Source organism: Corallococcus sp. AS-1-12 (assembly GCF_020036995.1).
Taxonomy (GTDB): Bacteria; Myxococcota; Myxococcia; order Myxococcales; family Myxococcaceae; genus Corallococcus.
The window spans coordinates 339,760-362,918 of the sequence record NZ_JAIQDD010000006.1; the positions used below are offsets into that span (position 1 = coordinate 339,760).

A 23,159-nucleotide genomic window follows, 5' to 3' on the forward strand; every position below is an offset into this window, starting at 1 on the left:
GCCCGGGGAAGTGTTGGCTACAGTGCAGCGCCATGTATCGGCTCTGTCTGTTGGGATGTGTGGTGTTCCTGGCCGCGTGCGGGGAGAAGGCCCCCGACGAGGGCGCCATCCGCGTGTCCGTGAAGTACGGCTCCTTCAAGCCCGCGTGCGTGCGCGTGGAGGCGAAGGACGCGAGCGGGCACCAGGGCGCCACCGACATCCCCTCCAGCCAGTTCAAGAACGCGGAGAAGAACGAGGTCCTGGTCGCGGTGCGCCGCAAGGCGGACTGGGACATGGCGCTGAGCGTGACGGCGTCTTCGTACGCCTCCGCGACCGCCACCGGTTGTGACGGCCCCTTCGTGGAGCAGCACTCGAGCAACGGCCCCCTCACCATCGTCGCCAGGAAGTTCACGAACTTCGACGTGACGTTGAAGGCGACGGACGCGGATGGTGACGGTCATCTGGCGGGCGCCATGTGGAGCGAGCCCGCGGACTGTGATGACTCGAACCCGGCCAGGCACCCGGGCGCCGTGGAGACCTGTGGCTCCACCGTGGACCTCAACTGCAACGAGCGGACGGGCTGCCAGGAGGAGAACTGCTGGGGCAACCCGTGTGACGACGGCAATGCCTGCACGACGGGGGACCGCTGCGAAGGCTCGGGCCTGGAGGCGAAGTGCGTGCCCACGCAGACGACGACGTGCACCCAGCCCACGGGCGTCTGCGACGCGCGTCTGGCGTGCAACCCCGCCTCCGGGCTGTGTGAGGCCGCGGAGTCCACCGTCGGCAAGAGCTGCAACGACGGGAACGCGTGCACGGATGGGGACCAGTGCGGGGCCGATGGGAAGTGCGGCGGCACCGCGCGGACGTGCACCACCTCCGAGCAGTGCCTGTCCCGTTCCGGGACGTGCAACCCGGCCAACGGCCAATGCGTCTTCACGCCGCTCCCGGCCACGACCGCCTGTCAGGACCCGGTCGCGTGCACCACGCCGGACCGCTGCGATGGGAACGGGAACTGCGTGGGCACGCCCACGACCTGCACGCCGCCGCCGTGCTACCGCGTCAAGCAGCAGTGCACGGCGAACACCGAGTGCGAGTACGAGGTCGACCTCAACGGCACGTGCACCACGTCCGGTGGTGTCCCTGGCGTGTGCTCCGCCACGGCCGAGTGCAGCCCCTTCCCCTACCGGCCCTCCAACTTCGACCCGAATTCGATCGCGGCGGCGGACATCGGGGAGCTGCGGACCTCGGGGAGCGTGACGTTCGACACCACCAGCCGGACCTGGTCTCCGCCGGGCCAGGTCCCGACCCGGGACTCGATCAAGTACGTGCTGCTTGATCAGGGCGCCGGAAACCCGCAGGCCGTGCTCATCCCGGTGTCGGCCCTGGCGCTGAACGGAACCCTCACCATCACCGGTCCCAACCCCGTCATCTTCGCGGTCTACGGCTCGGCGACCGTGTCCCAGTCGATCCTCGCCACAGGCACCATCGACACCCCCAACGCCGCGTGCGGTACGTCCCAGGGCGGCGCGGGCACCGCTTCCGGAAGCACGGGCGGTGGCGGCGGCGGTGGCGGCAACGGCACCCCCGGCGCGGACGGGGGCAACGCCTACAACGCCCAGAACCGTGGCGCCGCGGGCATCAACCGCGCCACCGGGCCCGAACCGCTCCTGGGTGGCTGCCCGGGTGGAAACGGAGGTGCGGGCGCGTCCGGCGGCAGGGGCGGAGCGGGCGGAGGCGCCATCCAGCTCTCCGTCGCACAAACCCTGACCCTCGATAAGAACCTCTCCACGAGCGGGAATGGCGGAGCCGGCGGCACCACGGGGGGCGGCGGCGGTGGTGGCAGCGGCGGCCAGGTAGTGTTGGAAGCCTTTCAACTGAATCTCACCGCCGCCGCTCGCATCACCGCCAATGGAGGCGGTGGCGCCGAGGGCGGAACGACCACCAGCAATGCCGGGAGCGCTGGAGCCAACGGCAATCAGTCCTCAGGGGCCCCCGCCACGGGTGGCACCGGCAACAACGCCACCGGAGGTGCTGGCGGTGCCGGCGGCGCTGGGATGACGCCCCCCGTCAGGGGCACGGATGGAACCCGGGACGGCTTCGGCACCGAGGGGTCTGGCGGTGGCGGGGGCGGCAGCGTCGGCTACATCCACCTGCGCAGCGTCCAACCCTGCGCGCTGGCGGTCGGACATGTCCTCAGTCCCCCAGCCACAACCCCTTGCACGCAGCCCTGACCTCTCCCCAATCCCGGGAAGTGTTGGCTACAGTGCGGCGCCATGAATCGGCTCTGCCTGCTGGGATGTGTGGTGTTCCTGGCCGCCTGTGGGGAGAAGGCTCCCGACGAAGGCGCCATCCGCGTGTCCGTGAAATACGGCACCTTCAAGCCCGCGTGCGTGCGCGTGGAGGCAAAGGACGCCCGGGGGCACCAGGACGCCACGGACATCCTCTCCGGCCAGTTCAAGAACGCGGAGAAGAACGAGGTCCTGGTCGCGGTGCGCCGCAAGGCGGACTGGGACGCGACGCTGGAGCTCACGGTGTCGTCGTACGCGGAGGCTGACGGCGACCGGTGCTCGGGTGAGGCGGTGGAGCGGTTCACGAACGCCGCGCTCACGCTCGTCCCCAAGGAGTACACGCGCTTCGACGTGGAGCTGAAGGCAGTGGACGCCGACGGCGACGGCTCGCCCTCCGGCATCGAGTGGGCGGGCGTCTCCGACTGCGACGAAACGAAGGGTGACGTCCGTCCAGGCGCCGTGGAGAAGTGCGACACGACCATCGACTACGACTGTGATGGGAAGTTCGCGTGCGCGGATTCGGACTGCACGGAGAAGACGTGCACGGACGGGGACCTGTGCAACACGGGCAAGCGGTGCATCGGCGTGGGGGCGTCCGCGCAGTGCGGAGGCGGCACGCCCAAGTGCACGCAGCCCGTGGGCCAATGTCAGCCGACGGTGACGTGCGAGGCCGCCACGGGCCAGTGCGTTGACGGGAACGTGCAGGTCGGCGCGGTCTGCGACCCCGGGAACCCGTGCATGACCGATGGCCGCTGTACGGCCGACAAGCAGTGCGTGGGGACCCTGAAGACGTGCACCACGCCGACGAGCCCCCAGTGTCAGGAGTCCACGGGCACCTGCAACCCGACCAACGGCATCTGCGTGTACGACCCCAAGCCGGTCACCACGTCCTGCGAGGACGGCAACGTCTGCCATGAGCCGGGCTTCTGCAATGGCAATGGCGCGTGCATCGGCGTGGACACGCCGTGCCCTCCCATCGAGTGCAAGGCCGCCGCGGGCTGCACGGCGAACAACTCCTGCATCTATTCGGCGGACCCGGACCAGCTCAACCAGCCCTGCAGCCTGGACGAGTCCGGAACGCCGCGCGTGTGCACCGTGACGGGCCAGTGCGTCGCGTTCCCATACACGCCCAGCAACTTCGATCCGAACGGCATTACTGGCGGTGAGCTTGGCGAACTGAAGACCACCGGCGCGGTGGTCTTCGACTCGGACGCCCAGTCCTGGACGCCCTCGAACGCTGGCCCCGATACCGGTCAGCTCACCCTCAAGACCGTGCCCCAGGGCGGAGGAGCCCCCGACATCCTGCTCATCCCGGTGCGGACCCTGGCCCTGGGCGGCGAGCTGCGCATCGTGGGCAGCCGTCCGGTCATCCTCGCGGTGTACGGGGATGCGACGCTGAACCACGACATCCTGGCCAGCGGGCGCATCGTGAATGGCGAACCGGTCCCTGGTGCCGGCGGCAACCAGCAGTGCTTGTCATCCCAGGGCACGGCCGGGACGTTCACCGGGGGCCAGGGCGGCGGTGGGGGTGGTGCTGGCGGTGCGACGGCGGGAGCGAATGGCGGAGATGGCTTCAACGCCAGCAACTCGCGGGGCGAAGGCGGCCTGCAGCAATCCCAGGTCTTCACCCCGCTCCTCGGTGGATGCGCGGGGGGCCCTGGCGGAGGCTCGGGCACCGCGGCCGGTGGCCTGGGTGGCGCCGGGGGTGGCGCCTTCCAGATTTCGGTCGCCAGGACCCTGACCGTCGCGAAGACGCTCTCCGTGAGCGGCGGCGGGGGTCTGGGCGGCAAGGCGAGCGCATCCCCCGCCCAGTCGGCGGGCGGTGGCGGCGGCGGGAGCGGAGGCCGCATCGTGCTGGAGGCCTTCCAGGTGAACCTGACGTCCACCGCGCGACTCACCGCCAATGGCGGTGGCGGTGGAGAGGGTGCTGGCGCGGGAAGCCTCGCCGCGAATCCCGGGGAGAACGGCGCGAACGGTAGCGAGGACAGCGACAGCAGCGCCACCGGCGGCACGGGGTCTGCCATCACGGGTGGCAACGGTGGCTCGGGTGGCACCTCGAGCCTCCCCTCCGTTGGCAGTCCCGGAACCACGGCCGTGTTGGGTGATGGCGGTGGCGGCGGTGGCGGCGGCGCCGCGGGCTCCATCTATCTGCGCAGCGTCAAGAGCTGCACCCAGGCGCCCGGTTATGTGATCAGCCCCGCCTCGACAGGAGGCTGCATTCCTCTCTGACGCACGCGGAGCCGTGATCCACTCCGCACCCACGGGTGGCTGCGCACCCGCCTGGACAGCAGCCAGCCCAGCAACTCCCATGTGAAGTTATACACACCTGATGTGAAAACATGTATGGTCTGTTTCGCCTGTCGCACGACGCGCGGGCGAAACACATCTCAGGGGGAATCACATCACATGAATCGCAAGCAGATGCTGCGTCGCAGCGCGGTGGTGGGCTTTGGCTTCTTCGCGCTGATGGGCTGTGGGGGCCCGGATGCCGTGAGCCAGGAGCCGGAGCTGGGCAACGTCGAGCAGGGCATCAACGTCGCCACCAACGGCAGCTTCGAGAACAACGTCATCGGCAACTTCAACTACGTGGTCCTCAACGCCGGTAGCACGGCGTTGCCGGGCTGGACCATCACCGCGGGCATCAAGGTGATGAAGAACACGTACAAGACGCCGCAGAACGGCGCGCAGACCATCGACCTCAACGGCCTGGGCGCGGGCTCCCTGTACCAGGACGTGCCCACCGTCGTCGGCGCCGGCTACACGGTGACCTTCTACGTGTCCAACAGCCCCGCCTGCGCCACGGTGTCACGGTCGGCCACCATCAACTACGGCCCGTCGAGCGCCAGCTTCTCCAACGCGTCCGCGTCCTGGGGCCTGCGCACGTACGTGTTCAACGCCACCAGCACCACGTCGCGCATCCAGCTCACCAGCACCTCCGGTGGCGTCGGCTGTGGCCTCGCCATCGACAACCTCCAGGTGAACGGGCCGTGATGCACGCGGTCCGCTGATCTCCGCGGGCTCCGGGCCGCCGCTCCCCACTTCCCGGGGCGGCGGCCCTTTTCTGTCGCTACTTGGAGGGGATGCGCACGCAGGGCAAACCGTGTCCTCCGGGGCGGACCTGCACCGTCTCTGCGTCCGTCGGCCCCTACTCGTCCGCCCGGAGCGCGATGGCGGGCGTCACGCGCAGCGCGCGGCGTGCGGGCAACCAGCTTGCCATGAGCGCCACCGCGCCGAGCAGCAGGGGCACGCCTCCGAACGTCAGGGCGTCCAGCGCGCCCACGCCGTAGAGCATCCCCGAAAGGCCGCGCGCCAGCACCGCCGCCCCCACGAGCCCCACCCCCACGCCGATCGCCGCCAGCCGCAGCCCCTGCCCCACGACCAGCCACAGCACCTGCCGGTCCGTCGCGCCCAGCGCCATGCGGATGCCCAGCTCGCGCGTGCGCTGGCTCACCGTGTACGCCAGGACACCGTACAGCCCCACGCCGGCCAGGGTGAGCGCGAGCACCGCCATGGCGGTGAGCAGACCGCTCATCACCCGCGTGCGGCCCAGGCTCTCCTCCACCACGGCCTCCAGGTCGCGCACCTGGACGAGCGGCAGGGTTGGCTCCACCGCGCGAAGCTGTTCGCGCAGCGCGGGCAGCAGCGCCCGTGAGTCCTGGGACGCGCGCACGGCGAGGACCATGAACAGGCCCTCGAATTGATCCATGGGCAGGTACACCTCCGCGCGCGGCTCCTCCGCGAGGCTCGCGTGGTGCACGTCACCCACCACGCCCACCACCTCCCGGAACGGCTCGCCGTCGAGCGTCAGCCGTGCGCGCTGGCCCAGCGCGGAGCCCTTCGACAGGAAGCGCCGCGCGAAGGTCTCGTTGACCACCATCACCGGCGCCGTGCCCGCGCCATCCGCGGCGCTCACGTCGCGGCCCTCCTTCAGCGGGATGCGCAGCGTGGCGAAGTAGCCGTCACTCACCGCGCGGAAGTTGACCGGTTCGCGCGCCTGGGCCTCCTGCTCCGTTTCACCGGGCAGCACCACCGCGCTGAAGCCGTTGCGGCTCCACAGCGGCAGCGTGCTGGCCAGCCCCGCCGACTGCACCGACGGCAACGCCCGCACCCGCGCCAGCAGCTCCGCGCTCACCTGCCGCCGTCGGGGGTCGTCCTGCCCGTAGGCCTCGCGGGGGAAGGACAGGTCCATCGCGCTGACGCCTCGCGGGTCGAAGCCCGGCGCCACGGCGTGCAGCGCATGGAGTGTGCGCAGCATGAGGCCGGCCCCCACCAGCGGCACGAGCGCCAGCGCGACCTGCGCCACCACCAGCACGGCCCGCGCCCGCATCGGCCCGGTCGCGCCCCTCCCACCGCGAAGCCCCCCGAGCGCCCCCTTCGCCTCCGCGCGGGAGGCGCGCAGCGCGGGCGCCAGACCGAAGAGGACGCTGGTCGTCAGGGACAGGCCCGCCGCGATGGCGAGCACGTGCGGCTCCAGCTCGAGTTCCTCCGGTGACACCACCTCCCCGGGGACGAACACGCGCAGCAGGTCCATGCCCCACATCGCCAGGAGCAGACCCACCGCGCCACCAGTCAGCGCCAGCACCGCGCTCTCCACCAGGAACTGCCGCACCAGCCGTCCCCGGTCCGCGCCCAGCGCCGCGCGCACCGCGACCTCCCGCTCCCGGGCACTGGCCCGCGCGAGCAGCAGGTTCGCCACGTTGGCGCACGCCACGCACAGCACCAGCGCCATCACTCCGGCCAGCAGCCACAGTTGTTCGCGCGAGGTCTCCACCACCTGTTCCCGCAACGGCACCAGCCGCACGCCGGGCGCCGCGTCCTTCCCGCCCATCGTCGCGGCCCAGGCGCGCGAGTGCTCCTCCAGCTCCGCGCGGGCGCGCTCCAGCGGGACACCCGGCCGCAGCCGGCCCACGCCACGCAGGTAGAGCTCCTCCGAGGCCTGCCCCGGGGGCGCGGGAGCCAGGGGCTTCCACAGGTCCACGCCCGGCCAGAAGCGGAATGAAGCGGGCAGCACGCCCTGGACGACGTGGGGCACGCCATCCAGCGTGAGCGTCTGGCCCACCACGTCCGCGCGTCCACCGAGGTGGCTCCGCCAGAACTCGTGGGACACGAGCACGCTCCGGTCGCGCCCGGGCACCTGGGACTCCGGTCCGAAGTCCTGTCCCCGCTCGGGCCGCACGCCCAGCAGGGACAACAGGCCCGGGGTCGCGAGCCCCGCGCGCACCCGCTGCGCCGCGCCCGGGCCGGTCAGCGTGGAGTCCATCGCGGTGACGCCCTCGATGGCCTGGAAGGCGCCTGGGCGCTCGCGCCAGGCCTGGAGGTACGCGTACGCCACCCCGCCCCGCTCACGCTGCGGCGTGGATTGGTAGAGGCGCAGCAGCTCCTGGGGTTCGGGGTACGGCAGGGGCTTGAGCAGCACCTGGTACACGAGGCTGAAGACCGCGGTGGTGGCCCCGATGGCGAGCGCGAGCGTGGCCACGACCACCGTGGTGAACACGGGCTCGCGGCGCATCCGGCGCAGCGACAGGCGGAGGTCTTGGAGGAGCTGGGACATGGTGTCGGAGCGGGGCGGGCTGCAACTCTAGCGCCACGGCCGTAGGGCCGCGGCGAGCCCGAGGGGGCGGAGGCGCGGTGTCCGCTCGTGGCACGTGGCGTCCCGCAAGCGGACAGTGGCCGTCTTTTCGGAAGGCATGCGCGAGCGCGGGCGATATGGATCGCCCATGCGCAATGCACTGATGGCGGCATCGTTCCTGGCCCTCGCGGGCTGTTCCCACTCGACGCCCACGGCTCCGGCGTCCTCCCCCCAGACGCAGGCGGCGGCCGTGTCCGCGCAGGCGCTGGTGGACGCGCCGGACCGCACGGAGGCGGATCGCAAGCTGGACGCGGGCCGGCATCCGGCCGCCCTGCTGGAGTTCGTGGGCGTCAAGCCCGGCATGCACGTGGCGGAGCTGATGGCGGGCGGCGGCTACACCACGGAGCTGCTGGCGCGCGCGGTGGGGCCCACGGGCAAGGTGTACGCGGAGAACCCCAAGGTCGTGCTGGAGCGGTTCGCGGAGAAGCCGTGGCAGGAGCGGCTGGCGCGGCCGGTGAACCAGAACGTGGTGCGCCTGGACCGCGAGCTGGACGCGCCCTTCCCGCCCGAGCTGAACGGCACGCTGGACGCGGTGGTGAGCCACATCATCTACCACGACACGGGCTGGCTGGGCGTGGACCGGGCGAAGATGAACGCGGCGGTGTTCCAGGCGCTCAAGCCCGGCGGCGTGTACGTCATCCTCGACTCCAGCGCGAAGGCGGGCACGGGCATCACGGAAGGCCAGACGCTGCACCGCATCGACGAGCAACTGGTGCGTGACGAGGTGCAGGCCGCGGGCCTCCAGTTCCAGGAGGAGAGCAAGGTCTGGCGCAACCCGGAGGACACGCGCGACTGGAGCTCCAGCCCGGGCGCCGCGGGTGAGCGCCGGGGCACGAGCGATCGCTTCGCGTTCAAGTTCGTCAAGCCGTAGGACGGAGGCGCGCTGATGGCCGTGCGCAGGTTCAAGGCGAAGCTCGAAGTGGCCAACGACCAGGGGTACGGCGGCATCACCTATCTGGGCTTCACCAAGGAGGTGGAGGTGCCGGAGGATCTCCAGCGTGCGCTGGCGGTGAAGTAGCATTCGCGCGAATGAACTCCTCCCGCCCGGCGAATCCTGCCCGCAGCTCCCCATCCCAACAGCGGGCACGCTGGAAGGCCTGTGGTGTGTCGGCCGTGCTCTTCGTGCTCGCCTGCGCGACGCCCGCGATGACCGTGTTCAACACGAACAAGCGCGCCGAGGAACAGATGTGGGGCCTGCCGCTGCTGCTCGTGGGTTGGCTGGGGGTGTTCATCCTTCAGTTCGGCTGGTTCGCGAACCCCCTGGCGTTCCTGGCCTCCATCCTGCTCCTGGACGGTGAGGACCGGAAGGCGCTCTGGGTCGGCGGCGCGGCGAGCATCCTCGGCCTGTCGACGCTCACCTGGTACGTGAAACCCATCCCCGCGGATGAAAGCGGCGGCAATCGCTACCTCGAACTGCTCTACCCCTCCGTTGGCTTCGTGTGCTGGATGGCCTCCCTGCTGGTGATTCCCATCACGGCCTGGCTCCTTCGGGAGCGCACAGCGAAGTCCAAGGCTCAGGTGTCTTCGTCAGCCGAACCGAACGCCTGACCTCTCACCGCCGTGAGCAGCAGGTCGTACTTGCCGCCCAGGAACGTGCGGAAGCCGTGCTGGTGCAGGTAGCGGCGGTAGAAGGACAGGTCCTTCACCAGCAGCGACAGGTCCGGCTCGCGCAGGTTGCGCACGCGCGCGCCGTACACGACCTCTCCGTCCCGGAAGCGTGAGTTGGGGAAGCCCAGCACCAGCGAGGCCCCGGGCTCCAGGTGCTCCTGCACCAGCTTGCGCAGGAGCGCCCGGTCATCCACGCCCGGGCTCTGCAACGTGCCCACCGACACCACCACGTCGAAGCGGCCCAGGTCCGAGGGCAACACGTTCAGGTCCGCCTGCACGAACACATGGCGCGGCTCCGGGAACGCCGCCCGTGCCTCCGCCAGGGCGCTCGCGCTGTGGTCCACGCCCACGAAGCGGATGCCCTCCACCTGCGCGAACGCCGCCAGCTCATCGCCCCGGTTGACGCCCAGGTCCAGGAGCCTCGCACCCGGTGGCAGCGCCAGCCGCCCCACCGCCTCCAGCCAGGGCAGCAGGAAGCCCGCGTCCTCGAACTTCCGCACGCGCGCGAAGTCGGACGCGGCGCCATAGCGCTCCTGGGGCGCCTCCGTCCGCGCGCCACCGCCCGCGTGCCACGAAGCCTCCGAACCCAACGGCTCGAACGTGAGCCGCACGTGCGTCGCGTCCACCGTGCGCGGCGTGCGCAGACGGCACGACAGTCCTTCCGCCAGGTCGCACCAGCTCCGCAGCGGCCGGTGCACGAGCCCGCCCTCCACGCGCTCCCCGGGATAGCGCCCGGGGCCCAGGTCCGGATCCGGCACGTCGATGGACACGGGCCCGGACGACACCAGCGCCTCCAGGTGGCGCAGGACGGCGATCAACGGCTCGGCGTGGAAGCGGCGTGGGCTTTCGGCGGAGGGGCTCGACGGCATGCGCCCCACCCTACCCAGAAGTCCGCCGCGCCTGGACCTGTTCCCACACGAACGCGATGAGCAGGAACCCGCCGCCCACCGCGCACACGCCCCGCCAGCCCGCGTGATCCCACGCGATGGCGGAGAGCGCGGAGCCGCAGGCCCCGCCCACGAAGTAGAACATCTTGTAGAGCGTGTTGAGGCGCGTCTGCGCGGTGGGGTGCAGGCGGTACAGCTCCGTCTGGTTGGACACCGTGGCGGCCTGCGCCCCCAGGTCCAGCAGCACCACGCCCGCGATGAGCCCCGCCCACAGCGTGCCGAACGCGGCGAACACGCCGAAGGCCGCCAGCATCGTGACGATGCACGCCCGGACGATCCGCCGCGCGCCAATGCGCTGCGCGTGCCGCCCCGTGACGTTCGCGGCGAGCGCCCCCACCGTCCCGATGAGCCCGAACATGCCCGCCGTGCCCGGGCCCTGGTGGTACGCGTCACTGCTCAGGAAGAACGCCAGGGACGCCCAGAACGCGGAGAGCGCCGCGTACATCAGGGCGCCCGTGAGCGCGATGGCCCGCAGCCCCGGCACGTCCCGCAGCAGCGTCCACAGCGATTGCAGCAGGCGCGGATACGTCAGCCGCGTGGAGGACTCGTAGCGAGGCAGCCCCAGCCGCAGCGTCATCGCCAGGCCCACCATCGTCGCGCCGGCCGCGAAGTACACCCCGCGCCAGCCCAGGTGCGTCGCCACCAGACCGCTGAGCGTGCGGGAGATGAGCACGCCCACCAGCGCGGCGCTGAGCACGACGCCCAGGTTCCGCCCCCGCTCCTCGGGAGCGCTGAGCGCCGCGACGAACGGGATGAGGATCTGCACCAGCACGGACGTCAGCCCGATGGCCACGCAGGCGAACAGGAACAGGGGGAACGTGGGCGCCAGCCCCGCCGCGAAGAGCGCCGCCGCCGCGAGCCCCAGCATCGTCACCAGCAGGCCGCGCTTCTCCAGCACGTCGCCCAGCGGCGTCAGGAGCACCAGCCCCGCCACGTAGCCCAACTGGGACATCATCGGCACGGAGCCCACGGCGGAGGCGGACAGGCCGAAGGTCCGCGCGATGACACCCAGCAGCGGCTGGCTGTAATAGACGTTGCCCACCGCGAGCACCGTCGCCGTCGTCATCGTCCAGAGCAGCCGGCGGTCCATCGGCGCGGCCTGGGGCACGGCGGCGGGGAGCACGGCGGAGGAGGTCTCCATGCGACATGCCTAGCGCTCCCCCATCCATACTTCCAATATATCCTGGGTCTGGAATCCAGACCTGGAGCGTATGGACCATGGAGCTGCGCCACCTGCGGTACTTCGTCGCGGTCGCGGAGGAGCTCAGCTTCACCCGCGCCGCGAAGCGGCTGCACATCGCCCAGCCGCCGCTCAGCCAGCAGATCCGCAAGTTCGAAGCGGAGCTGGGCGGTCCCCTCTTCGAACGGGAGGGGCGCGCCGTGCGCCTCACGAAGCTGGGGCGTGAGTTGCTGCCGGAAGCCCATCAGCTCCTGGAGCGCGCGAAGCGGTTCCAGGAGCACGCGGCGCGGCAGGCCCGGGGCGAACAGGACGTGCTGGTGCTGGGCCTCATCTCGTCGTTCGCGACGCCCCGGTTCGCGGCGATGCTCCGGGCGTTCCAGAAGAAGATGCCCGGGGTCCACATCGAGCTGAGCAACCATCCGTCCGCGTGGCAGTTGGAGGCGCTGGAGCGGGGCACGCTGGACGTGGGCATCCTGCGCCCGCGCGAGCGGATGCCTCCGGACGTCGTCTCGCACCTCATCCGGCGGGAGCCCTTCCGGCTGGCGGTGCCCTCACGGCATCCCTTCGCGAAGCGCAAGGCGGTGGCGTGGAAGGACCTGCGGGAGGAGCCGCTCGTCCTGGTGGAGCCCGGCGTCGCGCCGCCGGACTACTACGCGGGGTTCTTCGACCGGCTCCGCGACGCGGGGGTCGAACCGGCGGTGCGCCAGTACGCGCAGAACGTGGCGACGAAGATCTGGTTCGTCTCCGCGGGCTTCGGCATCGCGCCCATGCCGCACACGCCCGACACGGAGCACCACTCGGGCGTGGCCTTCATCGACCTGCCGGAGGACGCGCCGGTGACGAACACCGCCATCGCCTGGCGCAAGGCCGGGAGCTCCCCGGCCCTGCTCCGGTTCGTCGAGTTCGCGCGCGACGCCTTCTCCGCGAGCTGAACGCCCTACGACGGCTCCCCCACCACCGCCCGCCGGATGCCCTTCAGCTTGTCGGGGTTGCGCGTGACGTAGAGGGCGACGATGCGGCCGTCCTCGATGGCGAGCGCCGTGGTCTGCAGCGTCCCGTCCACCTCCAGCGTGACGTACGCGGGCAGTCCATCGATGGTGCCCTCGTGCACCACCTGCGCCGAGCCCACGGCCGGAATGCGCCGCAGCCCTTCGAAGAAGCGCACCAGCTTCTCCCGGCCGTAGATGGGATTGAGGGCCGCCTTCGCCTTGCCGCCGCCGTCGGAGTACAGGATGACGTCCTGGGCCAGCATCGCCTGGAGCGCCTGCGTGTCGCCGCTCCGGGACGCGGCGTGGAACGCGGAGGCCAGCTCGTGGCCCTTCTCCTCCGTCACGGGGAAGCGGGGCCGGGCCTCCTGCACGTGGGCCCGCGCCCGGCTGGCGAGCTGGCGGCACGCCGCGGGATCGCGGTCGATGGCCTTCGCCACCTGCTCGAAGTCCATGCCGAACACGTCGTGCAGGAGGAACGCGGCGCGCTCCAGCGGGGACAGGCGCTCCAGGGCCATCATCAGGGTCAGCGTCAAGTCATCGCCCTCCACTGTCTCGATGATGGGCTCTGGGAGCCAGGTCCCCACGTACTCCTCGCGCCGGACGCGCGCGGACTTGAGGACGTCCAGGCACAGGCGCGTCACCGTGCGGACGAGCACGGCCTCGGCGTCCCGCACGGCGTCGCGGTCCGTCTGGTGCCAACGCAAGTACGCCTCCTGCACCACGTCCTCCGCCTCCGCGACGATGCCCAGCATCCGGTACGCGATGCGGAGCAGCCGGGGGCGGAGCGGGTCGAAGACGTCCGCGGGGTTCGGTTCAGGCGGCTTCACTGCGAGCGGTCACCGGGTGGAGGGCCCGGAAGCCGATGGCGAACCGGTTCCAGGAGTTGATGACACCAATCATGATGGTCAGCTTCACGATCTCCTCTTCGGTGAAGTGCGGCGTGAGCGCAGCGTAGTCCTCGTCGGGGGCGTGCGTCTCGGAGACGAGCGTCAGGGCCTCGATCCAGCCCAGGGCCGCCCGCTCGCGCTCGGTGTACAGCGGCGACTCACGCCAGCCGTCCAGCAGGTAGATGCGCTCTTCGGTCATCCCCTGCGCACGGGCGTCACGGGTGTGCATGTGGATGCAGAAGGCGCAGCCGTTGAGCTGGGACGCGCGGATCTTGACCAGCTCGCGCAGGCTGGGCTCCAGCCCCAGGGCCTCCACCTTCTTGCTGAACTCGAGCATGAGGTTGACGGCTTCGGGCGCGACCGCGAAGGCATTCATCCGGGTCTTCATGTGCAGGTCCTCGTTCTGGGGGGCGAAGTGCCCTTCCATCCCCAGGACGACGCAGCCGGTGCCGCGTGTGACATGGCCCTTTAAAATGCCTAGAACGGACCCGGGAGGCGCCCGCGGATGAAGACCGTGACCGATGTGGAGACGCTCGAACGCCTGTACGGGGTTCCCGGGAAGTCGTCCGTGCTCAAGGAGGTGGACCACCTCCACCCGGCGTACCGGCCCTTCATTGAACGCTCGCCCTTCATGGTGCTCGCCACGTCCGGCCCTGAAGGGCTGGATGCCTCGCCGCGCGGAGACCCCGCCGGGTTCGTGGTCATCGAGGACGCGCACACGCTGCTGCTGCCCGACCGCCGGGGCAACAACCGCATGGACTCGCTGCGGAACATCCTGGCGGATCCGCGCGTCGCGCTGCTGTTCTTCGTCCCGGGCGTGAACGAGACCCTGCGCGTCAACGGCCGGGCGAGCATCGTCATCGAGCCGTCCATGCTCGAGCGCTTCCCCCACGACGGGAAGCTGCCGCGCTCCGTGCTGCGCGTCACCGTGGAGACGGTCTACTTCCAGTGCAGCCGCGCGTTGATCCGCTCCGGGCTCTGGGACCCGGCCCGGCACGTCATCCGCGCCGAGTTCCCGAGCCCCGGCTCCATCCTCCAGGCGCTGAGCCCGGAAGACTTCGACGGCGGCGAGTACGACCGCGAGCTCCCAGCCCGGGTGAAGACGACGCTGTACTGAGCCTCACGCGCCCGCGTCGAACACGGCGGCCTTGCGCACGCGCACCTTGAGCGTCTGGCCGGCGCGCACGCCCTCCAGCGCCGGCCCGATGACGCGCAAGAACGCGTCGCCCACCGGGAAGCGGTACTCCGCCGAGTGCCCCAGGAACAGGCGGGCGGACAGCACCAGCGGCGTCCCGGTCTCCCCCAGCTCCAGGTCCTCCGGGCGCACCACCAGCGTCCCAGGCCCGGGCCTCACGTCCATGGGGAGGTCGAACGCGATCTCCGTCCCCGCGCAGTGGAAGGCGCCCGCGCGAGCCTCGCCCCGCAGCACGTTCGCGCCTCCGACGAAGCCGGCGACGAACGGCGTCGCCGGTTCCCGGTACAGTTGCTCCGGCGAATCCACCTGCTCGATGACGCCCCGGTTCATCACGGCGATGCGGTCCGACAGGGCGAGCGCTTCGCCTTGATCATGCGTGACGAACACCAGCGTCGTGCCCAGCCGGGCCCGCAGCGCGGCGATCTCCGCGCGAAGCTCCTCGCGCAGGGCCGCGTCCAGGTTGGACAGGGGTTCGTCCAGCAGCAGCACGCGAGGCCCCGCGACCAGCGCCCGCGCGAGCGCCACGCGCTGCAACTGCCCGCCGGACAGTTCGTGCGGCATCCGCGCCGCGAAGGCCTCCAGTCGCACCCAGCGCAGGGCTTCGCGCACGCGCGAGGCCACCTCGTGCCGGGGCACCTTCCGGAGCACCAGGGGATAGGCGACGTTGGCTTCGACGCTGCGATGCGGCCAGATGGCGTAGCTCTGGAACACCATGCCCAGGCCGCGCTTCTCGGGAGGAACGCGCACGCCGGGCCCGGCGACGACCTCGTCACCCAGCCGGATGATGCCCGCGTCCGGGTGCTCCAGTCCCGCGAGCATCCGCAGGGTCGTCGTCTTCCCGCAGCCGGAAGGGCCCAGCAGGGACACCAGCTCGCCCGGCTCCACGTGAAGGCTCAAGCCGCGCACCACTGGCGCCCCGCCGTAAGCCTTGACCAGTCCCTCCAGGACGATGGCCGCCATCACCGCACCTCCGGCACTCGACGCCGAGCCCACGCCAGCACGGCCTGTCCCGCGACCACCAGCGCCACGAACGCGCACGCGAGCACGGCCGCGGCGGCCGGGTCCGCGTAGCTCTGCAATTCGAACAGCAGTGTGCCCAGGACCTCGGAGCCCGCGGGCACCAGCAGCACGGACAGCGTGATCTCCGTGGCGCACGCGAGGAACGCGAGCACGAACGCCACCACGAGCGCGGGCCGGAGCAGCGGCAGGGTCGCGTCCCAGAACGCCCGAGCCGGTCCCGCGCCACCGACGCGAGCAGCCTCCGCGAGCGAAGGATCCACCTGGGCCAGGGCCTCGGAGCTGTTGCGTTCGCCCAGGGCCAGGTACTTCGCCACGTAGCCCACGAGCATCAGCCAGGGCGTGTGCGCCAGGGCCAGCACGAACGCGAAGCGGTCCAGCACCACCAGCCGCCAGTCCCGGGAGAACGCCACCAGCAGCGCGAGCGCCAGCACCGTCCCCGGAACCGCGAAAGGCCACACCGCCATGGCCTCCACGACCGCGCCGCCGCGACGGAAGGCCCGCCACAGGAGCGCCGCGGAAAGGCCCAACCCCACCACGAGCAGCCCCGCTCCAGCCGCGAGCAGCACGCTGCGCCCCGTGGCCCGAAGCGTGCGCGCATCCCAGAGCACTCCGGACCAGTGCGACAGCGTCAGTGCGTCCCACGTCAGCGCCGCGCCGAAGCTGCGTTGCAGAGAAGTGAGCAGGATGGCCGCCAGGGGAAGCACCACCAGCACCCCACCCACGAGGCCCACACCCGCAAGCGCCGCGGGCCGCCACGCCCCCAACGCGAGCACGCGAGGGGACACGCCCTTGCCCGCGCTCAATCGCACCCGTCCGCTCCGGCCCAACACCCAGGTCAGTCCCAGCGCCAGTGGCGTGAGCAGCAGAAGGAACGAGGCAAGGACGGACGCACGCGGCAATCCCTCTTCGCTGCCGAGCAGCACCAGTTCATAGATGCGGGTGGTGAGGACGCGGGTGGGCGGCGACGCCGACACGCCCAGCAGGTACGGCACGCCGAAGGACGACGCGGCCATGAGGAACACCATCACCGAGCCCGACAACAGCGCGGGCAGCACCAGGGGAACGGTGGTGTTCAGCACGGCGCGGAGTGGCGAAGCGCCACACACCCGCGCCGCCTCCTCCAACGAGGGATCCACCCGCCGAAGCGCGGCAGCCCCGGCGAGCAGCACCAGCGGCAGTCCGGACAGTCCCTCCACGAACGCGATGCCCGCCGCGCCATAGAGGTCGAACACGTCCGCGCCCAGCATGCGGTTCAAGTAGCCGGCGCGAGGGCTCGCGAGCGACAGCCACCCCATGCCCCAGATGAACGCGGGGATGGCGGACGGCAGGGTGAACAGCACGGTGAACGCGCCACGCAGTGGCAGGTCCGTGCGGAACAGAAGGAAGGCGAGCGGAGCCCCCAGGCACAACGCCCAAGCCGTCGCGCCCAGCGAGACGCCCAGCGTATTCACCAGCGCCCCGGACTCCGCCGAGAGCACCGAACCCACGCCGCCCGTCGCCGCGCCCACGCCCCGCACCAGGAGTGCCACGACAGGAACCACCGCGAACAGAAGGAGCGGCACGAGCCACAAGGCCAACGCGATCCACCGCCCCCTCATCGCGCAGCTCCATCAAGGGTCGAACGAATGCCCCCATGGTGCGCCACGCCCACGACCGAGCGGTCCTCCCCACCGGCTAAGAAACGGAGAAGCCCGCCGAGGCGCCCCGGCGGAGGGGCACGCCAAAAACCTGTCCGACAGTCGGACAAGTCGGACCGACCACGTGAACCAGTCCGACCGTCCAACAACTTGGGGCCACCGCAAAAACCTGTCCGACTGTCCGACAGGTTTGAACCTCCGCCCCAACCGGTCCGACCGTCCGACAGCTTGGGCCCACCGTCGGCACATGTCCGACTGACCGACAGGTTTGAATCACCGCTCGAACCGGTCCGACGGTCGGCCAAGCCAGGGTCACTGCTCGAACCGGTCCGACTGTCCGACAGCTTGGGCCCACCGCCTGTACTTGTCCGACTGTCCGACAGGTTTGAACCTCCGCCCCAACCGGCCCGACGGTCTGCCAAGCCAGGGCCACTGCGCGAACCGGTCCGGCTGGCGGACACGTTGGGTTCGCCGCTTGAACCGGTCCGACTGTCCGACAGTTCTGGAGCACTGCGTTGGGCCCCCTGGGCGGACGGTCTCCCGTTGCCGCTTCCTGCGGGACCGGCCACATCTTCCGCCGGGACTGGGGACCGAGCACCCACCGAACTTGTCCGACTGTCCGACAGGTTTGGACGACCACCGGGGACGCAGCGTGCTGATGGCCTCCGGTTGTCGTTCTCCTGGACGGCGACGCTCCCGTTCCAGCCGAGCAGCGAAAACCTGTCCGACTGTCGGACAGGTTTTGCTCGTGCCGGTCCGGAGGGCGTCTCCCTGAAGGTCCGGGGACTCTGGGCCCGAATCAGCGTTGGCTGCCACACCGCGTCAGCGCGGCAGGTCTCGCGCTCCTCGCTCATCGCGCGAAGGCCCGGCTGAAGGCTTCTTTGATGTCTCCGCCGTGCAGCAGTCCCTTTTCCAGCAACTCCGGTGTCCAGGCCTGCGCGCGGCTCAGCAATCCGTCCACGCCCGGCTCACCACGCGGGCCGCCCAGGCGTGGGTCCACCGCGTGCATGTCCCCCTTCTCCACGATGATGCGCTGGCCTTCGGGCGACAACAGCACGTCCACCAGCGCCTTCGCCGCCACTGGATTTCGCGTCGACGCGAACAGGCCCACCGGACCCGGGATGACCACCGCGCCGTCCTCCGGCCAGATGACCTCGATGGGACTGCCCTTCGCCTTCGCCGTCAGCGCGTTCTCCAAGAGCAGCACGCCCGCGTCCACCTCGCCACTCTCCACCTTCTGGAGCACCGCCGCGTTGCCACCCGCCACCACCGCGCCCTTGTCCCGCAGCCCCGCGAAGTACGCATCCCCGCGCCGCGCGTGCAGGAACACCGCCCACGTGAACGCGGTGCCCGATGTGAGCGGATCCCCGATGGCCACCCGTCCCTTCCAACTTCCATCCACCAGCGCCGCGAACGACTTCGGCGCCTCGCCCGCGCCCACGCGGTGCACCAGCACCATCGTGGACAGCCGCACCGCCGCGTACCTCGCGTCCAGGTCCACCAGCGTCTGCGGGATGCGCAGCGCGTTCACGGACGCGTAGCGCAGGAACGCGCCTTCCCGCGCCAGTCGCTCGTAGAGGAACGGATCCGACGTCATCAGCACGTCCGCGCGCACCGCGCCCGCGGCCCGCTCCGCCTCCAGCCGGCTGGCCACCTTCTCACTGCCCGCCTGGTACCAGTGCACCTTCACACCGGGCAGCCGCTCCTGGAGCAGGGGCTCCATCGCATCCAGCACGTGCCGGTACATCGACGTGTAGACCCAGACCTCGCCGGAGGGGGTCTCGGCCTGCGCCACGGCGGCGCCTCCCGACGGCGCGGCGGATTCAATGCGGCACGCGGCCAGGAAGATCAGCGCGAGGAGCGGCCCCACGCGCCGCACAAGGAGGGGGATGCGCATGCGGGTGTCGATTATGCGGCACCCGCGTGCCCTGCACACCTGGTCCGCAGCGGTGGCTCCTGCACACTCGGCCCGCGCGCCCGTTGTCCCGGGCGCCGCCCGGTCCCAACGTCGGCCTCCCAGACGATACCTGCTCTCGGGAAGGACGCCCGCGCATGACCCGGAAGGAATTCCTCGCCGCGACGCTGTCGCTGATGGTTGCCCCGCCCGTGCTCGGGGCTTCGCCCAAGAAGGCGAAGAATGCGCCCGCCGTCCCCCGCCGCAAGCTGGGCCGCACCGGCCAGGAGGTGTCGTGCATCGGGCTCGGGGGCTTCCACATCGGCAAGCAGAAGGAGGAGTCGGAGAGCATCGCGCTCATCCGCGGCGCGTTGGACCAGGGCATCAACTTCCTGGACAACTGCTGGGACTACAACGACGGCAAGAGCGAGGAGCGCATGGGCAAGGCGCTGCGCGACGGCTACCGCGCCAAGGCCTTCCTGATGACGAAGATCGACGGCCGCGACAAGAAGACCGCCGCGAAGCAGATCGACGAGTCCCTCCAGCGGCTCCAGACGGACCACCTGGACCTGCTCCAGCTCCACGAAGTCATCCGCGAGAACGACCCCGACCGGGCCTTCGCCGAAGGCGGCGCCATCGAGGCGATGAAGGACGCGCAGAAGGCCGGCAAGGCGCGCTTCCTGGGCTTCACCGGCCACAAGTCCCCGGACATCCACCTGAAGATGCTGGAGACGGCGAAGAAGCACGGCTTCCGCTTCGACACCGTGCAGATGCCCCTCAACGTCATGGACGCCCACTTCAACAGCTTCGAGAAGCGCGTGCTGCCCGTGCTCGTGAAGGAAGGCATTGGCGTGCTCGCCATGAAGTCCATGGGCGACCCGTTCATCCTGGACAGCAAGACCGTCACCGCGCCCGAGTGTCTCCGCTACAACCTGTCCCTGCCCGTCAGCGTCGTCATCACCGGCATCGACTCGCAGGAGCGCCTGCAGCAGGCGCTGACCGCCGCGCGCACCTTCAAGCCCCTGAACGAAAAGGAGGTCCAGGACCTGCTCGCCAGGACGAAGGACGCGGCCCAGGACGGCGCCTACGAGAAGTACAAGACGAGCCACCACTTCGACGGAACCGTCCAGAATCCCCAATGGCTCGGCTGAGGTTCTTCCAGACCTCCTGGCGAGACGCGTCAAAACCGGCAAACATGAATGCTCCCCCTACCCCGGAGCATTCATGCACCGCCCCTTTCGAGCAGGCCTTGTCGCCGCAGGACTCCTGACCACCCTCTCCGGCTGTTCTCCCGAGCCGGAGGCCGCCCCGGTGGAGGCGGAAGGTTACGGGCAGACGCAGCAGGGCGAGCGCGCGTACGACCCGGGCTCGGGGTGGTCGCTGGCGTGGCAGGACGACTTCACGGGCACGGCGCTGAACACGGGCGCGTGGAACGTGCTGACGAGCAACTGGGATCCGGTGACCAACAACTGCAACTTCGGCACGGGTGAGCTGGAGTTCCCGCGCGCGCAGAACGTGGCGGTGGCCAACGGCAAGCTGATCATCTCGGCGGAGCGCACGGCGGACAACCCCACGGACTCGCGCTGCCCGGGGCAGTACCGGTCGTTCTATTCCGGCCGCATCCACACCAAGGGCAAGGTGGAGGGGCGCTACGGGAAGATCGTCGCGAGCATCAAGGTCCCGCCGGGCTACGGCATGTGGCCGGCGTTCTGGACGCTGGGCTCGAACGTCCAGAGCGCGGGCTGGCCGGCGGCGGGAGAGATCGACATCCTGGAGTGGAAGTCCACGGAGCCCACGTGGATGAAGTCCGCGCTGCACTGGTACAACAACGGCAACGCGGACTGGGGCACGGGCGCGAGCCGCGGCGTGGACCTGTCGCAGGACTTCCACACGTACGAGGTGGAGTGGACGGCGAACACCATCGTGTTCCGCCTGGACAAGGACTTCGTGTCCACGGCCACGTTCAACCACAACGAGTCGGAGTTCCAGCAGAACCACTACCTCATCCTGAACCTGGCGCTGGGCGGCGTCTGGTACGGGAACCCGGCGCCGGCCTCCATCGACCTGGCCTGGGGCGCGAAGAAGACGATGGAGGTGGAGTGGGTGCGCTGGTACCAGCCGGGGGGCTCGCAGTCGCTGGGGCTCACCAACCCGGGCTTCGAGCAGGGCATGACGGGCTGGACCACCTGGAGCCCGAACGGCACGGGCGCGGCGGCGTTCTCGGAGACGTACAACGGCGGGCACTCGGGCAGCTACCACCTGACGCACTGGACGTCCGCGGCGGCCTACGAGGCGTGGACGTACCAGACGAAGTCGGGCCTGGCGGCGGGCAACTACAAGCTGCGCGCCTGGTTCCGCAAGGGAGGCACGTTCGACTTCGCGCGCTTCCAGGTGAAGAACTGCGGGGACTGCGCTCCGGCCATCACCAACCTGGGCACCTACGGCAACTACACGCTGCTGGAGACGCCCGCCATCAGCGTCACCAACGGCTACCTGGAGTTCGGGCTGCACAGCAAGTCACCGGCCCACAACGGCTCCAACTTCATCCACATGGATGACGTGGAGCTGATCAAGCTGTAGGCCCGGCTGTCTTCACGCGCGCGCGCCGGAGAGGACACCGGCGCGCGCGGTGGCTCGAGGACTACGGCACGAGCACGAAGTCGTCCACGTACAGCGTGCCCTGATCCGCGCCGGATTCGTCCATCACGTAGAAGTCATCCACCGTGCCGGACGTCGCGCCCAGGGCGCTCAGCGGAATGGAGACCTTCTGCCAGGTCCCCGCCGCGATGGGGTGCCCCAGCGCCGTCTCCAGGCTCATGCTGCCCAGCGGCGTGCCGCCGTTGTAGAGCGCCAGCCGCACCTGCTGCCCGCCCGTCGTGCCTCCGTGCACCCAGAGGTCGATGGACTGGTACTGCGACAGGTCCAGCCCCGGGTGGTGGAACATCAGCGCCTCCCAGAAGTCCGGCTCGAAGCCGACCGCCGTGGAGCCGGAGTGAACCGTGACGGCCTGGTCCAGGTCGTGCGTCGCCCAGCTCCAGTCCTGGAAGCCGCTGCCCATCGCGTCGTCGTAGACGACCGTGCCCACCGACGGCAGCGCCTCCGTGAGGCCGTCCGACAGCGCGAGCCCCTGCTCCACCGTCACGGCGCGGATGCCCGTGGACTGCACGTAGTTGAGGATGCTGGCGAAGTTCGTCGTCTTGTACTGCGTCTCCCGCGTGGGCGTTCCGCTGGTGAACTCGTGGAAGAGGATGATGAGCCAGCTCTTCTCCGCGATGGCCTGGTTGATCCACCCCTTCACCTGCGCCACCGTCACCGCGCTCGACACGTCGTTGGCGCGCAGCTCGTAGATGACCGTGTCGCGATGGTTGCGGCCCGCGTTGATGGTGCGGTGGCTGGCGTACTCCGCCTTCAAGGCCGTCATCACCGTCGCGTCGTAAGCGCCGTAGGGTGACGCGAAGTCCCTGCCGCACGCCGCCCCCACGTTCGCCTCCAGCCACGCGCGCGAGTCGTGCAGCTCCGACGTGAGCTGCGCGGGCGTCAGCGACGTGAGGTCCGCGTGCGTGCGCGTGTGGCTGGCGATCTCGTTGCCCTCCGCCTTGAGCGTCTGCACCTGCGCGAGGCTCATGTAGCCGCCCCACCCCTGCGCCACCGCGTCGGTGACCAGGTAGTACGTCGCGGGGATGTTCCGCGACTTCAGCGCCGGCCGCGCCAGCGTGTACTGCGTGCTCCACCCGTCATCCAACGTGATCGAGATCATCCCTTCCGCGAACGGCGACGCGGCGAACGCCGAGGTGGTGCAAAGCAGCGCCGCGGCGCAGAACGCGCGCGACGTCCCATTCATCCAAGCCATGTCCGGGTATTCCCCCTGTGAGGAGTCCCCAGGATATCCACGCCTCCCGAGCGAAA

19 protein-coding genes are annotated in these 23,159 nt (G+C 70.4%); 10 read left to right on the forward strand and 9 right to left on the reverse strand.

All coding sequences use genetic code 11. The features are described from left to right. The first annotated feature begins 32 nt into the window (after window positions 1–32). From K8556_RS13060 to K8556_RS13070, 3 genes are all read left to right on the forward strand, one after another. Window positions 33–2,210 (forward strand): putative metal-binding motif-containing protein, encoded by a 2,178-nt coding sequence (locus K8556_RS13060; protein ID WP_223740381.1) that lies wholly within the window; start codon window positions 33–35, stop codon window positions 2,208–2,210. Window positions 2,211–2,252: 42 nt separating this feature from the next. Further along, the gene (locus K8556_RS13065; protein ID WP_223740382.1) at window positions 2,253–4,496 is read left to right on the forward strand and encodes a hypothetical protein; all 2,244 of its coding nucleotides are present in this window, start codon (window positions 2,253–2,255) and stop codon (window positions 4,494–4,496) included. A gap of 177 nt (window positions 4,497–4,673) precedes the next feature. After that, entirely contained in the window at window positions 4,674–5,258 is a 585-nt protein-coding gene (locus tag K8556_RS13070; protein ID WP_223740383.1) for a DUF642 domain-containing protein, read from the forward strand. A gap of 154 nt (window positions 5,259–5,412) precedes the next feature. Here the strand turns inward: K8556_RS13070 and K8556_RS13075 are convergent, their stop codons facing one another. Beyond that, complete coding sequence (locus tag K8556_RS13075; protein WP_223740384.1) at window positions 5,413–7,818, reverse strand: ABC transporter permease; 2,406 nt, start codon at window positions 7,816–7,818, stop codon at window positions 5,413–5,415. Between the two features lie 166 nt (window positions 7,819–7,984). Here K8556_RS13075 and K8556_RS13080 point away from each other — a divergent pair, with 166 nt between their 5' ends. The 3 genes from K8556_RS13080 to K8556_RS13085 are packed head-to-tail and all read left to right on the forward strand — an operon-like array spanning window position 7,985 to window position 9,444. After that, entirely contained in the window at window positions 7,985–8,767 is a 783-nt protein-coding gene (locus tag K8556_RS13080) for a class I SAM-dependent methyltransferase (RefSeq protein WP_223740385.1), read from the forward strand. Window positions 8,768–8,782: 15 nt separating this feature from the next. Further along, window positions 8,783–8,914 carry a hypothetical protein gene (locus tag K8556_RS39115; protein WP_255651627.1) on the forward strand — a complete coding sequence of 44 codons (132 nt, stop codon included), beginning with the start codon at window positions 8,783–8,785 and terminating at the stop codon, window positions 8,912–8,914. 11 nt (window positions 8,915–8,925) lie between these two features. Further along, window positions 8,926–9,444 carry a hypothetical protein gene (locus K8556_RS13085; protein ID WP_223740386.1) on the forward strand — a complete coding sequence of 173 codons (519 nt, stop codon included), beginning with the start codon at window positions 8,926–8,928 and terminating at the stop codon, window positions 9,442–9,444. On the opposite strand, the gene K8556_RS13090 is transcribed toward K8556_RS13085, so the two are convergent. Beyond that, window positions 9,411–10,373, reverse strand: coding sequence for a bifunctional 2-polyprenyl-6-hydroxyphenol methylase/3-demethylubiquinol 3-O-methyltransferase UbiG (locus K8556_RS13090; RefSeq protein WP_223740387.1), 963 nt, complete (start codon window positions 10,371–10,373; stop codon window positions 9,411–9,413). The two genes, K8556_RS13085 and K8556_RS13090, sit on opposite strands and share 34 nt — an antisense overlap. Before the next feature lie 10 nt (window positions 10,374–10,383). Then, complete coding sequence (locus K8556_RS13095; protein ID WP_223740388.1) at window positions 10,384–11,592, reverse strand: MFS transporter; 1,209 nt, start codon at window positions 11,590–11,592, stop codon at window positions 10,384–10,386. A 77-nt stretch (window positions 11,593–11,669) separates the two neighbouring features. Between K8556_RS13095 and K8556_RS13100 the strand changes: the two genes are divergently transcribed. Further along, window positions 11,670–12,563, forward strand: a complete 894-nt coding sequence (locus K8556_RS13100; RefSeq protein WP_223740389.1) for a LysR family transcriptional regulator — start codon at window positions 11,670–11,672, stop codon at window positions 12,561–12,563. Between the two features lie 5 nt (window positions 12,564–12,568). On the opposite strand, the gene K8556_RS13105 is transcribed toward K8556_RS13100, so the two are convergent. Then, window positions 12,569–13,447: a sigma-70 family RNA polymerase sigma factor gene (locus K8556_RS13105; RefSeq protein ID WP_223740390.1), complete on the reverse strand. Its 879-nt coding sequence runs from the start codon at window positions 13,445–13,447 to the stop codon at window positions 12,569–12,571. Further along, on the reverse strand, window positions 13,434–13,895 hold the full coding sequence (locus K8556_RS13110; protein WP_223740391.1) for a carboxymuconolactone decarboxylase family protein: 462 nt from the start codon (window positions 13,893–13,895) through the stop codon (window positions 13,434–13,436). Before K8556_RS13110 ends, K8556_RS13105 begins: the two co-directional genes overlap by 14 nt. A 117-nt stretch (window positions 13,896–14,012) precedes the next feature. On the opposite strand from K8556_RS13110, the gene K8556_RS13115 reads away from it, so the two are divergent. Next, window positions 14,013–14,624 (forward strand): pyridoxamine 5'-phosphate oxidase family protein, encoded by a 612-nt coding sequence (locus K8556_RS13115; RefSeq protein WP_223740392.1) that lies wholly within the window; start codon window positions 14,013–14,015, stop codon window positions 14,622–14,624. A gap of 3 nt (window positions 14,625–14,627) precedes the next feature. On the opposite strand, the gene K8556_RS13120 is transcribed toward K8556_RS13115, so the two are convergent. The 3 genes from K8556_RS13120 to K8556_RS13130 form a co-directional block, all read right to left on the reverse strand. Next, entirely contained in the window at window positions 14,628–15,662 is a 1,035-nt protein-coding gene (locus K8556_RS13120; protein ID WP_223740393.1) for an ABC transporter ATP-binding protein, read from the reverse strand. Beyond that, window positions 15,662–17,320, reverse strand: coding sequence for an iron ABC transporter permease (locus K8556_RS13125; RefSeq protein ID WP_223740394.1), 1,659 nt, complete (start codon window positions 17,318–17,320; stop codon window positions 15,662–15,664). The genes K8556_RS13120 and K8556_RS13125 overlap by 1 nt, the downstream gene beginning before the upstream one ends. Window positions 17,321–18,209: 889 nt before the next feature. Next, complete coding sequence (locus K8556_RS13130) at window positions 18,210–19,256, reverse strand: ABC transporter substrate-binding protein (RefSeq protein WP_223740395.1); 1,047 nt, start codon at window positions 19,254–19,256, stop codon at window positions 18,210–18,212. A 155-nt stretch (window positions 19,257–19,411) separates the two neighbouring features. Between K8556_RS13130 and K8556_RS13135 the strand changes: the two genes are divergently transcribed. Beyond that, the gene (locus tag K8556_RS13135) at window positions 19,412–20,404 is read left to right on the forward strand and encodes an aldo/keto reductase (RefSeq protein WP_223740396.1); all 993 of its coding nucleotides are present in this window, start codon (window positions 19,412–19,414) and stop codon (window positions 20,402–20,404) included. Between the two features lie 73 nt (window positions 20,405–20,477). Next, on the forward strand, window positions 20,478–21,833 hold the full coding sequence (locus K8556_RS13140) for a family 16 glycosylhydrolase (protein ID WP_223740397.1): 1,356 nt from the start codon (window positions 20,478–20,480) through the stop codon (window positions 21,831–21,833). Window positions 21,834–21,894: 61 nt separating this feature from the next. On the opposite strand, the gene K8556_RS13145 is transcribed toward K8556_RS13140, so the two are convergent. Beyond that, window positions 21,895–23,103: a polysaccharide deacetylase family protein gene (locus K8556_RS13145; RefSeq protein WP_223740398.1), complete on the reverse strand. Its 1,209-nt coding sequence runs from the start codon at window positions 23,101–23,103 to the stop codon at window positions 21,895–21,897. Window positions 23,104–23,159 lie beyond the last annotated feature (56 nt).

What these genes read in the sequence shown, in the direction of transcription:
- K8556_RS13060 (WP_223740381.1), top strand. Translation starts at nt 33, where the DNA reads ATGTATCGGCTCTGTCTGTTGGGATGTGTGGTGTTCCTGGCCGCGTGC.
- K8556_RS13065 (WP_223740382.1), top strand. Translation starts at nt 2,253, where the DNA reads ATGAATCGGCTCTGCCTGCTGGGATGTGTGGTGTTCCTGGCCGCCTGT.
- K8556_RS13070 (WP_223740383.1), top strand. Translation starts at nt 4,674, where the DNA reads ATGAATCGCAAGCAGATGCTGCGTCGCAGCGCGGTGGTGGGCTTTGGC.
- K8556_RS13075 (WP_223740384.1), bottom strand. Translation starts at nt 7,818, where the DNA reads ATGTCCCAGCTCCTCCAAGACCTCCGCCTGTCGCTGCGCCGGATGCGC.
- K8556_RS13080 (WP_223740385.1), top strand. Translation starts at nt 7,985, where the DNA reads ATGCGCAATGCACTGATGGCGGCATCGTTCCTGGCCCTCGCGGGCTGT.
- K8556_RS39115 (WP_255651627.1), top strand. Translation starts at nt 8,783, where the DNA reads ATGGCCGTGCGCAGGTTCAAGGCGAAGCTCGAAGTGGCCAACGACCAG.
- K8556_RS13085 (WP_223740386.1), top strand. Translation starts at nt 8,926, where the DNA reads ATGAACTCCTCCCGCCCGGCGAATCCTGCCCGCAGCTCCCCATCCCAA.
- K8556_RS13090 (WP_223740387.1), bottom strand. Translation starts at nt 10,373, where the DNA reads ATGCCGTCGAGCCCCTCCGCCGAAAGCCCACGCCGCTTCCACGCCGAG.
- K8556_RS13095 (WP_223740388.1), bottom strand. Translation starts at nt 11,592, where the DNA reads ATGGAGACCTCCTCCGCCGTGCTCCCCGCCGCCGTGCCCCAGGCCGCG.
- K8556_RS13100 (WP_223740389.1), top strand. Translation starts at nt 11,670, where the DNA reads ATGGAGCTGCGCCACCTGCGGTACTTCGTCGCGGTCGCGGAGGAGCTC.
- K8556_RS13110 (WP_223740391.1), bottom strand. Translation starts at nt 13,895, where the DNA reads ATGAAGACCCGGATGAATGCCTTCGCGGTCGCGCCCGAAGCCGTCAAC.
- K8556_RS13115 (WP_223740392.1), top strand. Translation starts at nt 14,013, where the DNA reads ATGAAGACCGTGACCGATGTGGAGACGCTCGAACGCCTGTACGGGGTT.
- K8556_RS13120 (WP_223740393.1), bottom strand. Translation starts at nt 15,662, where the DNA reads ATGGCGGCCATCGTCCTGGAGGGACTGGTCAAGGCTTACGGCGGGGCG.
- K8556_RS13125 (WP_223740394.1), bottom strand. Translation starts at nt 17,320, where the DNA reads ATGAGGGGGCGGTGGATCGCGTTGGCCTTGTGGCTCGTGCCGCTCCTT.
- K8556_RS13130 (WP_223740395.1), bottom strand. Translation starts at nt 19,256, where the DNA reads ATGCGCATCCCCCTCCTTGTGCGGCGCGTGGGGCCGCTCCTCGCGCTG.
- K8556_RS13135 (WP_223740396.1), top strand. Translation starts at nt 19,412, where the DNA reads ATGACCCGGAAGGAATTCCTCGCCGCGACGCTGTCGCTGATGGTTGCC.
- K8556_RS13140 (WP_223740397.1), top strand. Translation starts at nt 20,478, where the DNA reads ATGCACCGCCCCTTTCGAGCAGGCCTTGTCGCCGCAGGACTCCTGACC.
- K8556_RS13145 (WP_223740398.1), bottom strand. Translation starts at nt 23,103, where the DNA reads ATGGCTTGGATGAATGGGACGTCGCGCGCGTTCTGCGCCGCGGCGCTG.